This window comes from Bdellovibrio sp. (assembly GCF_036384735.1).
Taxonomy (GTDB): domain Bacteria; phylum Bdellovibrionota; class Bdellovibrionia; order Bdellovibrionales; family Bdellovibrionaceae; genus Bdellovibrio.
The window spans coordinates 24,960-38,132 of record NZ_DASVLT010000040.1; the positions used below are offsets into that span (position 1 = coordinate 24,960).

Below are 13,173 nucleotides of genomic sequence, written 5' to 3' on the forward strand. Positions count from 1 at the left end.
TACTAGAAACTATGTTCGATCGTGAAAGCTCCGTTTGGCTTTTGAATGGCAGTATAAGTTAGTAAGCCGCCGTAGGTTGAATATATAGAATAATAACCGTAGTCGTTGTCCAAGAACTCTTTAAGGTTCGGGAATAGATCGTCTAATTTCAGAATACCATTCTGTTCAATAATAGGTAGAGTAAGAATTTTAGTGGTTAAAGAGCCTCGTTTTGCGGATGAGTACAAGTTAATGGTTAATGTATCTTGTGAGGAAATTGCACCATAAATCTCTTCATAGGGAGTGAGTACTAGGGTGCTTGCCGCCGATGACGAGCTCATATAGGGTCCCCAGAAATAGCGTTTCGCGGGTCTTTCATTATGGAACACACCTAAAGAGCATTCCCATGGAAGGATATGATTTTTTTGTTGGCCAGTAAGAGCTGTCACGATTCGTGACGGTAATCGGCCATCATTTTTTTCGAACTTAACAGTTTCAATAAGATTCGAAGATAAGTTGATATGGGCAAAATCCCCGGTCTTGAAGGAAATGATCTTATCGTCAGTAGTCGCCTTGTAACTTCCCGGATCCATATCTGGATAAATCAAAACTGTAACATCTTGTTCTAATGAAGGAATCTTCATGTAAGCGATGCCTCGCTCTAGGCTGTCGGTAGAAATTTGAGAATAATTAAAATTAGAGTGAGTTGCATAGAACTCACTCTCATTCAAAACTTCATTTCCAACTAACATTCGCGTGAAACCATTTGATACTTCGAAATTGATGCTGACATTTCCAGCTTCGCCGCGAAGAAATTCTGAGAGATTTGGAATAATGTCAGCAGGATAAATTTTTACGGTTTGATATGGTTGAAGCTCGAATAGTTCTTGTTTGGCAGATATTTTCTTGCCATCGCTTAAACGAGTGACTGTTAAAGAGATGACCTGAGACTGCTGGCGAGTAAATCCATTATGAAAAACTCCAAAAGAGCGAATATTTAAATTATCATAAATAGTCCAGCAAGATTCTCTTCCATGTGTGAGTATCTTTTTATCCTCGACTTCGTGAAGTGAATAAACACGTGAGTAAGAATGTACTTGAACGATAGACTTTTCCGTTTCGTAAAAAGCCATGACAGCTGAGTATGGAATACGGAGGTTTTGGAGCGAGAAGCTTTCTATTTCAACGCTGCCCTCGAAAGGAGTATTTACAGATGGGCGGTAGTTAATAACTTCACCTTGTTCAAACTTAAGGCGCTCTCTGCGAAGAAGAGTTCCATCCATTCTTCTGATGTTCGCCACCAAAGTTACAGAGTTGTCGTTTTTAAAATGCCAATAGTTAAAAAATGAAAGTGTCGTACGAAACTTTTCATCATGGCGATAGTAAAAATTTGAAGAAGAACGAAGTACTTCTCCAAAATTGCCATGATAATTATCTTTTTGATTGAGTGAGATCTTTTCCATAGTGTTCCCAAAAATTTAAAGAGTGTTTAAATAATCCAAAAAAGCTGTTGCGGAGTCTTTTCCATCAAGTCCGTCACCGATTAGATAATTTCTTTTGAAACTACTGTACGCTTCTTGAGAATGCGCTAACGTCAACTGTATTGTATCACTATTCGAAATATCAATACAGGTGGCTTGTAGGCGTTCGGCAAAATTCTTGATAAAAGAAATAACAGGCAGGCCAGATGCATCTTTAGAACCTAAGACATCGTCATAAACGAAGACAATGGGTTTGTCGTAAATTACAGCATAGCTAGTCGATGTGCTATAGTGAGTGATGACTAATTCAGATTTTTTTACTAACTCTGCAGTTTTGTTTTTTTCCTGACGACGCTGTTCGAAATGTTCAGCGGAATACTGAACTTTTGGATGAACTGCTATTATAACAGGGCAACCAGTTTGCTTCTCTACTAAAGAAAAGAACGCATTCATTCGATCGCGATGTTTTTTGAAGTCTTCCTGAGAATATGACATTTTGTAAAAGTGCATGTCTGGGTGATTTGTGATTCCCAAATCCAAATACACGGCAAATTTAGTTGGCAAATCGGTTAATGTATCATCTTTCAAGCGAATAGTTCTGTCGTAATCAACATAATTAATGGGAAAGATGCTATAAGTACCAGTTTGATAAGGACGTGACTGGCCCGCGCAAAAGTATGTACTAGGAAATTTAATTATATTTTTACGTTTATATACTTGAAGTAGTGCCTTTTGAAAAAGCCACTTACTCATGAAAAATGGATTTATTAATTTCTTTATACGAGATTTTGAAACAACCGGCGCTAAAGGAATTTCTCCCGTTAGGAAACATGAAATCGGAGACTTTGAAATTGTCGACAGAATTTTAAACACTTCTACAAAACGCCATTCAAAGTGAACTTGAATATTGATAAGCACTTCGGGGTTTTGTTGTGATGTTAATATAGCCTTTAAGACTTCCAGCGAATGAATGTCTTGCGCCAAATGTTTATACTCAGGTGCATGATATCCGCTAGGAAAACCAAAACAACTGGGAATGCTTAAAAATTCAATTTGAACGCCGGAATTTAAACACTGAGGTATAAATAGAGATTCTGCATAATAGCCGGTGAGAGGGCCAAGGCTGACATGAATGATCTTTTTAATCATGAGCATTTTCCAACAGGGTTAAGTGGATCTTGGTAAGCTATCAAATTTTTTCTTGCTTGAGGAGTTATGATCTTATCTGTGTGATGTCGCGCGGCGTGGCATTAAGAGATGTGCAATATTATATTATTTGTGTAGTCTGAGTGTTCAATTAAACATATCGTGGGTAGCGGGATGAATTATTCAAAAAAATACCTAAATTCATACCTAACCCAGATTCTGTCGATAATTTTAAATTTGCTAGCAATTTTGATTGTGACCCCAAGGTTAGCGGCTTTCCCCGATTATCTTGGAGTTTATACGTTGGCAACCTCCCTAATTTCTTATCTTGCCTATGGAGACCTTGGGTTTTTAATGGCCTCGACTAAGTTGGCGGCCGAGGCATACGCGAGAAATAGCAAGAAGGACCTGGCATACATTGGTTTTGCGGCGGCTATTTCTTTGGTTGCTTGGATCATATTTGCTTTTGGATTAGTCGCATTTTGGAGAGTTTATTCTGAGCAGAAGCTGACTGGTCATGACGACGCTTTTCGAAATTTCTTTAGTTATGTCATGCTGACACTAATATGTTTTTCTCCGGTATTAATTCTACGTCGAATTGTCCAGATCTTTTATGCAATTCGATTGGAGGATTATTATCTGAGAGTGTTTTTTGCATTCGGAAGCTTAATCAAAATTTTGGGTTCTTTTTATATTGTGAAGCAAGATCCGTACGGTGTTGGTCATTATTTCCTTTTTGGTAATGGTGTTGACCTGTTGCTTGTATTGGTGTGCTTTGGTTTTTCATTTCGGCGGTATGGATATTCCCTTACGGATTTTATAAAGTCTATTCGTTTAGATCCACAAATTTTTAGAGAGACGAAGGGGCTTGCAACCGCAGGTCTTCTGTCGACAGTTTGTTGGATTTTATTTTTTGAATTAGACAGTCTTTTTTTGGCTACCTTTGGTTCGCTCGAACAAGTGGGGTTGATGACCGGGTGTTTGATGCTAGTTGGTTACCTGCGGATGTTATTGGGTATCATATATTCTCCGTTTGCGGTGAGATTTAATTACTTTTCTGGTCACGGTGATTGGACTGGTCTGAAACAGTACTGTCGTGATCTAATTGAGGTGACGTTCCCGGTCAGTGTATTCTTTGTGTTGAGCATTGTTCTTCTAGTTCGACCGCTTATGGTAAGTTGGCTAGGGGGGCGCTATGCAGAAGCCTCACTGACAACCTCCTTCTTTGTTGCTTCATTTATGTTCTCGTTTGCTCAGTATCCGGGCAGTTTTCTTTTAATAACTCTTGAGAGAAACCGTGAAATCGCATTGGCGGCTATATTTTCAGTTGTAGTTTATTGGTTGGGAATCATTTTCCTCTTCGATCGCATAGGGATCCTCGCCATCGGAATCTTTAAGTTGATTAGCTTTGTCACTATGTTTGTATTTTATATGTACAAAATTATTGAATTTGTACATATAGACTTGGGAAAGAGTCTGCGAGCTTTTTTGATGCCTGCAATACTGGTTGCTGTGATGCTTGTATCTCTAAATCAATGGGTCACGACGTGGTTGTCTTTTGAAAAGTCCTATCTTAATGTTCTTAAGGTTGTCCTGATCGGCGCTGTATATTCGGTCTGTTCTATTTTGATTTTCTATATCCTTTCCAGAGCATTCCGCGAAGCAGTCAAAAGGGCTTGGACTATCGCTAAGGACGCATTTTTTAAGAAAAAGTTGGCATAATCTAGGCGGGAAGTTGGAAAACGGATTATCAAGTTTCGAATACCATAAGTTTCTTCTAAAGCATCAAGTTGCTACCGCCATGGCAGCATTTTTGCCATCTAGATCGAAAGCAGATTATCGCTGTTTGATGTATCATTCGATTGTGGAACAGGGATGTGGACACGATATTTACAAAATGAGTCTGCAAAAGTTTATTCATCAAATGCAGATATTAAAAAATGGACCTTGGGAGCTGATTCCCTTTGATCAAGTTGCTGTGCCTAACAAAAAAGCATTGTCTATAACCTTTGATGATGGCCATCGCGACAATTTTGAGTTGGTCTATCCGCTACTGAGAAAAATGCAAATTCCATTTACTATTTTTGTAATCACAGATCGTGTTTTGCAAAACGACCCAGCTTATCTCTCGCATAGCCAATTGGTAGAGCTATCAAAAGATCCTCTGGTGACACTGGGAGCCCATGGCAAAACCCATAAACCTTTAGCCTCGTTACCAATAAACGAGGCGATTGAGGAGCTGTCTGAAAGTAAGAAGGATCTTGAGGACACTATCGGCAGAGGCGTTAATGTCATGAGTTTTCCTCTCGGGCAGTGGAACAGCGAGTTGTTCTCTAAGGCTCGTGAAATTGGATATACCAGATGTGGTACTAGTGTTGCTAAAGGGAATGTTTTTGCGAAAATGGATGGCCTAGTTTCTAGGCAATGTCTTTTCTCTTGTGAGTCTGAAGTTAGTTTTCAACAAAAGCTGAACGGCAAATGGGATTTTATTCTAGCGCGATGAATCTTTTGTGATGTCATGTGTCCAATGAAATCCTTTACTACGCCATTGATTAAGAAGGAATATTGGACATTTGGAGAGAACCTATGAAAGTTGTCATCTTGGCCGGTGGCTATGGAACAAGATTAAGCGAAGAAACCGATGTACGTCCCAAACCAATGGTTGAGATCGGCGGGAAACCGATTCTTTGGCACATCATGAAAATATATTCTAAATATGGATTCAATGATTTTGTTATATTGCTTGGATATAAGGGCTATTTTATCAAAGAATATTTCGCCAATTATTTTCTTCATCAAAGCGATGTTTCTATCAATCTAGCTACGAATAAAATGGAAATTTTAAATAATACGAGTGAGCCGTGGAAAGTCACACTTTTGGACACGGGAATTGATACTATGACCGGTGGACGTATTAAGCGTGCACAAAAGAATATTGGAAATGAACCATTCCTTTTAACTTATGGTGATGGAGTTTCCGATGTCGATATGAATAAGCTGGTCGAGTTTCATAGAAGTCATGGCAAAGCAATCACCATGACATCTGTTCAGCCTGAAGGACGCTTCGGCGTTTTAAACTTAGCAACTGATAATCGTGTTGAAGAATTCTTTGAGAAACCAAAGGGTGACAATGGTTGGATTAACGGTGGTTTCTTTGTCTGCAATCCATCGGTATTCGATTTTATTGATAATGACGATAAATGTGTTTTCGAAAAGGCTCCTCTGATGAATATGGCGCATGAGGGACAACTTTATGCTTATCATCATCATAGTTTTTGGAAGTGCATGGATACATTGCGCGACAAGCAACAGCTTGATGCGATGTGGGCGTCAAATCAGGCTCCTTGGAAGGTTTGGTAGCGTATGTTTAGGGATGTCTATCGCGGCAAAAAAGTCATGGTTACTGGTCACACAGGCTTCAAGGGCAGTTGGTTGACGATTTGGCTTACGAAGCTCGGTGCCTCTGTAATTGGAGTATCAAAAGATATCCCTACGAAACCTTCGATGTTTGAAGAATTGAAATTAGAAAACAAAATTAAGCATCATTTTTGTGATCTTAGAAACTTGAAAGAGTTTTCCGAGATCTTTCATAGTGAAAAGCCTGACTTTATTTTTCACATGGCTGCGCAACCCATTGTCTCTGTTTCATATACAGATCCTTTAGATACGATCACTTCAAATGTTATTGGTACTGCCCATGTTATGGAAGTTTTGAAAGAAACATCTCATCCATGTACCGCCATCATTATCACGAGCGATAAAGCTTACGACAATGTAGAGCAAGTGTGGGGCTATAAGGAAGATGATAAGCTGGGTGGAAAAGATGTCTATAGTGGATCCAAAGGTGCCGCAGAACTGATTATTAAATCTTATTTTTACTCATTCCTTCAGAAAAAAAACAATATTGGGCTGGCAGTTGGACGTGCTGGAAATGTTATCGGCGGCGGTGATTGGGCAAAGGATCGCATTGTCGTCGACTGCATGGTTGCCTGGAGTCAAGATAGAGCTGTAGAAATTCGTAGCCCCAAAGCCACACGTCCTTGGCAGCACGTACTTGAACCACTTAGTGGTTATTTAAATCTCGGACAAATGACGTATCTTGAACGTGAAAAATATCACGGTGAGGCTTTTAACTTTGGTCCTCGTGCTGAGCAGAATCATACAGTACAAGAGTTGCTAACAGACCTAAGTCATCTCTGGAATTTTTCTGATGTATCAAAAGCATTTAAGGTTGTCGCCGATGTTCCGTTTCATGAAGCGGGGCTATTGAAGTTGAATTGCGATAAGGCTCTTTTCTACCTTAAATGGCAGGCGAACTTGGCATACCAAGACACTATTCAGTATACTGGAAAGTGGTACTACGATTTCTATAAAAACAAATCAGCTATCTATGATTTAACTCTTGATCAAATCAAAGCTTATGAAGAAGCCGCTTTGAAAAAGGGGCTGGTGTGGACAGCATAGAGGGAGTTGTTTTAACTCCGTTAAAACAAATTCCTGGCCCAAAGGGACGTGTGTTTCATGCTTTGAAACAGTCTGAATCTTCATACGCGGGTTTTGGTGAAGCATATTTTTCTGAAGTTTATCATGGCGAAGTCAAAGGATGGAAAAAACACACACGAATGGTTTTGAACCTCATTGTTCCTTTTGGAAAGATTGAGTTTCGGATGCTAGATGAGCGCTCTGATTCTAAAACTTTTGGAAAAACCATGACTGTTGAATTGTCGCCAGAAAATTATCAACGTCTGACGGTTCCCGCTGGCATTTGGATGGCATTTAAGGGTATAGGAATCGGGCAAAATATTCTTTTGAATATTGCCAGTATCGAGCATGATCCTACTGAGTCAGTCGCGCGTGAGCTGGCTGAGTTTCCATATGAAGCGTAAAATTCTAATCACAGGTGGATTTGGAAATTTAGGTTCATGGTTGGTTGAGCATTTTGCAAAAGAAACCATGAATGATGTGTACGTCCTTGCTAGGACAAAATCTGCATTTTTGGATCATGTTCCTTATAACTGGATTCAAGGTGATGTTACAGATTTTGAAGGGATTAGTAAGGCTCTGTCCATTACTTTCGATCATTGTATTCATACGGCCAGTTTGAATGAAATGAATGTTGCCGAATACGCTCAAAAAGCACTTGAAGTGAATGCCGTCGGTACTAGAAATCTTTTGCGAGCTTTGCAGGGTCGTTTGACTGGAAAGTTCATTTATTTTAGCACGATACATGTTTATGGCTTGCAAGAGGGTCTATTAACGGAAAATAGCTTGCCGAACCCAAAGAATCATTATGCACTTACTCATCTTTTCGCCGAGTATTACATTCAACAATTCGCGCAAGATTATAAGCTTCAATTTTTAATTTATCGATTGTCGAACAGTTATGGTTGTCCGACCGATAAAAATACAAATAAGTGGTATTTAGTTTTGAACAGTCTTGTGAAGTCAGCGTACGAAAAATCGGCGATTCATCTAAGCAGCAATGGTCAGGCGTCTAGAGACTTTGTATGGATGGGTGATGTTTGTAAGATTGCTGATATGCAGCTCACAGACTCGTCATCTGGAGTTTTAAATTTGGCCTCAGGGCATTCTGTAAAGATGATCGACATTGCTCGTAAAGTGCAGAAGGTATACCTGAATCGCTATGGCAACAAGATAGATATTCTTGTGAATGAAAAAGATCTTACGGATTATAAGTCAGTTCAGATCGATAACAGCAGGCTGCGGTCTATAATCGATTATAACTTTGAGGACAAGATGGAATTGGAAATTTCTAAAATTTTTGATTTGTTGGAGAGTTAATGTTTTTTTCCGTCATTATCCCAGCCTACAATCGCGAAAGAGAATTGCCACGATCAATTGAATCGGTGCTGTCCCAAACGCATCGAGATTTCGAATTAGTTATTGTCGACAATGGGTCAACTGATAGAACGCGTGAAGTTGTCCAGTCGTACATTGCTAAAGACAATCGTGTTCGTTATTTTTGGCAGGAAAACTCTGGATCTCCAGCAGGCAGTCGAAATACTGGTATTAGAAACGCCCAATATGAATGGGTCGCATTTTTGGATTCTGACGACTATTGGTTTCCCCAAAAGCTAGAGGAAGTTAACAAAGTTATTGAGCAGCAGCCTCAGATAGTTGCAGTAAGTCACTATGAAGAACAGGTTGTCAGCGGAGTCTTCGACAAAATTCTGAAGCATGGTCACGGTGTTGGTCGACCGCTATATGAGTCACTGTTATTTAAAGGAAATGCGTTTTCTACATCAGCTATGACCGTTCGAAAAAAAGAACTTTTGGCTGTAGGGCTTTTTGATACTCGCCGTGATTATTTTGCTGTTGAAGATTATGATATGTGGATGAAGCTATCTCAAAAAGGAGAGTTTTATTGTATTCATAAAGTTCTTGGGGTCTTTAGTATCGCTGATGGAAATATGTCTCGAAATATTGAGTTGATAAATAATAATCTAAAGACCCTCGTGCTCGATCATATTGAGCGCTATCCCACTGAGAATAAGAATGATCTTAAAAGAATTCATGGGGCAAGGGTTGACTATTACAAAGGGCGATCATATCAGCTGGCTGGGGAGTATGGAAAAGCAATTCCCATTTTACTATCATCAATTTCTCGGGACCCTTGGAAATTTAAGAAAGTTGCTTCTCTTGTTTTTGCATTGTTAAGGATTCGAAAGTGATCGGGCAATTCGCCCATCCATTATATATGGCGGCTTTGTGAAAAGTATTTATGTTCATTTAAGTCCATCAGACGAGTTCTCAAAAAAATTTCTATTTAATAGTGCGATCAATCCGATCGACAGGGTTTACTATTTCAATCTTGGGAAAAGTGGATATAAAAATATTGCTGGGTTGAAGAAACATTCTTTCATTTCGGAAGTCTATAGATACATTGCCTTCCTGTGGGGGGCTGGAAAACTTGATAGAAAAAATATGGTCGTTTTTTGCCATACCACTAGATATGCTTTAGCTGGAATTGTTCTATCAAAAATTTTTGGTGTGGGAAAAGTCATCTATTTTAATCATGGAGTTCCTTACATCGGGTATTCGGGTATCATGCGATATATATTGAAGTATCTTGAGATGCTTAATGTGTGCTGCTCGGATCTTGTACTTACTGTTAGTTCTTCAATGCTTCCATTTTTAAAGAAGGGCATCTGCGGAAGAAAAAATATTCAGGCAATCTTACCAGGATCTTCGTCGGGACTCCCTGAAGAATACTATGTTGCATCCTCATCACTTAAAGAAAATTCTGCGACTGAAAAAACCATCTTTGTTTATGCTGGAAGATTTCAGCGCCGTAAGGGCGTCTATCTTCTTCTTGAGGCTTGGAAGGAACATCAGCGTCGTTGTAAGGATGATGAATTATGGATGTGCGGATTTGTTGTTTCACCTGAGAATAGTACCGTAGTGGATGCTCCAGGGGTTCGATGTTTAGGCTATGTTGACGACATGGAAAAGATTTATGAACAAGCAGATGTTGTTGTTAACTGTAGCTGGCATGAGGGGTTTGGATATACGTTGTTAGAAGGAGCGGCAAAGGGATGTTGCATACTGTCTGCTGATATTCCAGGTCCCAATATAATCTTCTCGAAGTGGATGCGTTCTCAACTGTTTGAAAGCATGAATGCATCTGAATTGTCTTTGCGCATGACCGAATTTAGTCAGAATAAAAAACGACTTTATTGCGCAAAAATTCTTTCCCTCCGTAGCGCAAAGAGATTTTTGGACAGTAAAATTAGGTATCCTGGAGTTACATCTTAATGGCTGAAGAAAGTGCTTCCTCATCGGAAAAACCCCTAATTTCGGTAATTGTTCCTGCCTACAATTGTGCAAATACGATTGGCAGGCTTCTTGAGGCCCTGTTGCAGAATAGCTATAAAAATATCGAAGTTTTGGTCGGCGATAACGCTAGCCTCGATTCGACGGCTCAGGAAATAGCAAAATATAAGGATCATCCTCGAGTGAGAGTTTTTTCATCTACTTACAACCGAGGGGCTGGGGCTCTTCGGAACTGGCTGATTCGCGAGGCAAAAGGCGAGTATATAGCTTTGCAAGACGCAGATGATTTGTTTCGAGAGGATCGTTTCAATAAACAGATAGAAGCATTTGAGCAGAATTCAGTTGATGTTGTTGGCACTGGCGCTCGACTTGTGAACTTATGTGGCGAGCGTTGGGGAAGCATTATTCCTTTGGAGCGCCCCACTGTGATGTCTTGGTGGTTGCAAAGATCTATGGTCCATGCGTCGGTTATGATTCGGCGTTCGGCAATAAAATATGCGCAATATGCAGAGAAGAGCTCAGTTGGTGAGGACTACTATTTTTTGACACAACTCTATCTTCAAGGAGCTGTCTTTATGAATATCCCTGAAGAGATCTACTTCTATTACATAGAGAGAGAACGTTTAAAAAAATGGAGTTGGCAGCGATTTCTGAAGGTGTTGGGCGCGAAATTTCAGATCGCCCAATTATTTCCGGTCGGCCCACGTTATTTCTTTTTTTTCGTCAATGTGGTGATAACGACCGCTTCGTATCTTCGTCAGAAAATTAATCGATAATGTCTAAGTGATGTTATGCCTAATGATATTTGGTTGGCGTTTTTTGTGACAAATTTGATATTTGTGTACGAAAAGCAAAATGCTCTTTAGAAGAGTTATTAAGACAATAAGGATAAGAACCAAGTTCATCGAACGAAGCTCTCTCAAAAGTAATCCGATGCCGATAAATGCAATCGCGAAGAAATGAAGACAGAGGGTCACTTGAAGTGGTGAAAGCCCGAGATCGATTAAAAGATGATGAATGTGGTTTCGATCTGCAGAAAAAGGACTTTTTCCTTGCAATACTCTGTGAAAGAAAATTCGAGTCATGTCTAAGAGTGGAATTAAAACTGCAGCAATAGCGACCCCGGGAGCTGCTTTAATGTAAAATGGTGAAGATACGATATCGGACGCACGATTGCTCTCGATAAATTTGATAGCAAGAATGGAAATGATAAATCCAAGAATCATAGACCCTGTATCGCCCATGAATATTTTTGCATTTCTATAGTTAAAAAACAAAAATCCTAAAAGTGATCCAGCTAAAGAGAACGAAAGAATAGCGCTCGCAGTCGCATTTGTCAGCGCGAACCAAATTCCGAAAAACATACTTGCAATGAATCCCAAACCTCCGGCAAGACCGTCGACTCCATCGATTAAATTGAAGGCATTAATCAATGACACGACAACCAGGAAAGTCAGTAATGCGCCTGTGAATGGAGAAATATCTGTAATTCCAAACATTCCCCAAAGGCTGGTGATTCGCATATTTCCAATGATGGTTATAAGAGCAGCACAAATAAATTGAGTAAAAAGTTTTTTGAGTGGTGACAGAATTAGAATATCGTCTTTGACCCCAGCAAAAAATAAAAGAATTAATGCTGGAATCATCATTTTAATTTCGTATTTGATTTCTAAAAAGTCTGCTACTGCTGAGTAAGAAAAAATCGTAGCAGCGAATATCGAGATACCACCCAATGTAGGCGTTCTTTTGACATGTAATTTGCGTGTAGAGTCCGGTTCGTCCATCAAATGCTTTAAGTCAGCCACCTTAATGATGCTTGGAATAGCAATTACCGAGATCATAAATGCAACGACAAAAGAACATATAGTCATCAAAAGCATGAAGGGATTCTATTAAGATCCCCTTCGGAGTTCAAATCAAAAGAATGTATAAAATAAAAGAGGGTGACTTTCTGAGTCAATGCTTAGGTATCAACTGTCGCCAAGTGGATTTAGATAGAATCAATGGCTGCTTGAACCAGGTGATTGATGAAGTGTCTCTTGGGATCAGTTGGTCACTAACCTTGATGCAATAATAATAGATTGGATAGTGTAATTGATCTAAATTGAGAGCGGGGATATTAAACTTGCACGCACTCCCAATCGGTCTTAATTCTATAAGAATGAAAGTCATCGAACACATCCAGTCTGCCAAAGATCCTCTCTTCAGTTATGAAATTGTACCACCACCGCGTGGTCGTTCCTACAAAGACATTGTTGAAATCGTAGAGATCTTAGCACCTCTGAATCCGCCTTGGATTGACGTGACTTCCCATAGCTCTACGGCGTACTTCCAAGAGCGTACAGACGGCACAATTCAAAAGCGGACACTTAAAAAGCGTCCCGGCACGCTGGGAATCTGCGGTATCATTCAAAATCGTTTTAAGATTGATACCGTTGCTCACGTTCTCTGTTTGGGATTTTCTCGAGAGGAAACAGAGGATGCACTGATAGAACTGAGTTATCTCGGAATTGAAAACGTCCTTGCCCTTCGTGGGGACACGCCGAATTTTCAGAAGCAAGTCCGCAACGATCGCACGACGAATAATTATGCGATGGATCTTGTGGGACAGATCAAAGGTCTTTCACAAGGCAAATTCTTGGATGAATTAGAAGATGCTCATCCACTCGAATTTTGTGTGGGCGTTGCTGGATATCCGGAAAAGCATTTCGAAGCCGCGAACTTAAAGCTTGATATTGAAAATCTAAAACGCAAAGTTGATGCGGGCGCTGAT

The 13,173-nt window shown here is 39.8% G+C and carries 14 protein-coding genes; 11 read left to right on the forward strand and 3 right to left on the reverse strand.

Annotated features, from left to right (window positions below; translation table 11 throughout):
• Window positions 1–2: 2 nt before the first annotated feature.
• Together VF412_RS11740 and VF412_RS11745 are read right to left on the reverse strand one after the other, a co-directional pair.
• A complete protein-coding gene (locus VF412_RS11740) occupies window positions 3–1,442 on the reverse strand; it encodes a hypothetical protein (protein WP_331339435.1) in 1,440 nt (479 codons plus the stop codon).
• Between the two features lie 15 nt (window positions 1,443–1,457).
• Entirely contained in the window at window positions 1,458–2,609 is a 1,152-nt protein-coding gene (locus tag VF412_RS11745) for a hypothetical protein (protein ID WP_331339436.1), read from the reverse strand.
• Window positions 2,610–2,843: 234 nt separating this feature from the next.
• Between VF412_RS11745 and VF412_RS11750 the strand changes: the two genes are divergently transcribed.
• From VF412_RS11750 to VF412_RS11790, 9 genes are all read left to right on the forward strand, one after another.
• The gene (locus tag VF412_RS11750) at window positions 2,844–4,328 is read left to right on the forward strand and encodes a polysaccharide biosynthesis C-terminal domain-containing protein (RefSeq protein WP_331339437.1); all 1,485 of its coding nucleotides are present in this window, start codon (window positions 2,844–2,846) and stop codon (window positions 4,326–4,328) included.
• Between the two features lie 13 nt (window positions 4,329–4,341).
• On the forward strand, window positions 4,342–5,109 hold the full coding sequence (locus VF412_RS11755; RefSeq protein ID WP_331339438.1) for a polysaccharide deacetylase family protein: 768 nt from the start codon (window positions 4,342–4,344) through the stop codon (window positions 5,107–5,109).
• Between the two features lie 83 nt (window positions 5,110–5,192).
• Window positions 5,193–5,966, forward strand: coding sequence for a glucose-1-phosphate cytidylyltransferase (rfbF, locus tag VF412_RS11760; protein ID WP_331339439.1), 774 nt, complete (start codon window positions 5,193–5,195; stop codon window positions 5,964–5,966).
• A gap of 3 nt (window positions 5,967–5,969) precedes the next feature.
• A complete protein-coding gene (gene rfbG / locus VF412_RS11765; RefSeq protein WP_331339440.1) occupies window positions 5,970–7,070 on the forward strand; it encodes a CDP-glucose 4,6-dehydratase in 1,101 nt (366 codons plus the stop codon).
• Window positions 7,058–7,492: a dTDP-4-dehydrorhamnose 3,5-epimerase family protein gene (locus VF412_RS11770; RefSeq protein ID WP_331339441.1), complete on the forward strand. Its 435-nt coding sequence runs from the start codon at window positions 7,058–7,060 to the stop codon at window positions 7,490–7,492. Before rfbG ends, VF412_RS11770 begins: the two co-directional genes overlap by 13 nt.
• Window positions 7,482–8,408, forward strand: coding sequence for an NAD(P)-dependent oxidoreductase (locus VF412_RS11775; protein ID WP_331339442.1), 927 nt, complete (start codon window positions 7,482–7,484; stop codon window positions 8,406–8,408). Before VF412_RS11770 ends, VF412_RS11775 begins: the two co-directional genes overlap by 11 nt.
• Window positions 8,408–9,298 carry a glycosyltransferase family A protein gene (locus VF412_RS11780; protein ID WP_331339443.1) on the forward strand — a complete coding sequence of 297 codons (891 nt, stop codon included), beginning with the start codon at window positions 8,408–8,410 and terminating at the stop codon, window positions 9,296–9,298. Before VF412_RS11775 ends, VF412_RS11780 begins: the two co-directional genes overlap by 1 nt.
• A gap of 37 nt (window positions 9,299–9,335) precedes the next feature.
• Entirely contained in the window at window positions 9,336–10,382 is a 1,047-nt protein-coding gene (locus VF412_RS11785; RefSeq protein WP_331339444.1) for a glycosyltransferase, read from the forward strand.
• On the forward strand, window positions 10,382–11,176 hold the full coding sequence (locus tag VF412_RS11790) for a glycosyltransferase family 2 protein (RefSeq protein ID WP_331339445.1): 795 nt from the start codon (window positions 10,382–10,384) through the stop codon (window positions 11,174–11,176). Before VF412_RS11785 ends, VF412_RS11790 begins: the two co-directional genes overlap by 1 nt.
• 3 nt (window positions 11,177–11,179) lie before the next feature.
• Here the strand turns inward: VF412_RS11790 and VF412_RS11795 are convergent, their stop codons facing one another.
• Window positions 11,180–12,280: an MraY family glycosyltransferase gene (locus VF412_RS11795; protein ID WP_331339446.1), complete on the reverse strand. Its 1,101-nt coding sequence runs from the start codon at window positions 12,278–12,280 to the stop codon at window positions 11,180–11,182.
• Window positions 12,281–12,324: 44 nt separating this feature from the next.
• Here VF412_RS11795 and VF412_RS11800 point away from each other — a divergent pair, with 44 nt between their 5' ends.
• Together VF412_RS11800 and VF412_RS11805 are read left to right on the forward strand one after the other, a co-directional pair.
• Window positions 12,325–12,474, forward strand: a complete 150-nt coding sequence (locus tag VF412_RS11800; protein WP_331339447.1) for a hypothetical protein — start codon at window positions 12,325–12,327, stop codon at window positions 12,472–12,474.
• 87 nt (window positions 12,475–12,561) lie between these two features.
• Window positions 12,562–13,173: methylenetetrahydrofolate reductase (locus VF412_RS11805; RefSeq protein WP_331339448.1), on the forward strand; the 612-nt coding region annotated here is incomplete at its 3' end.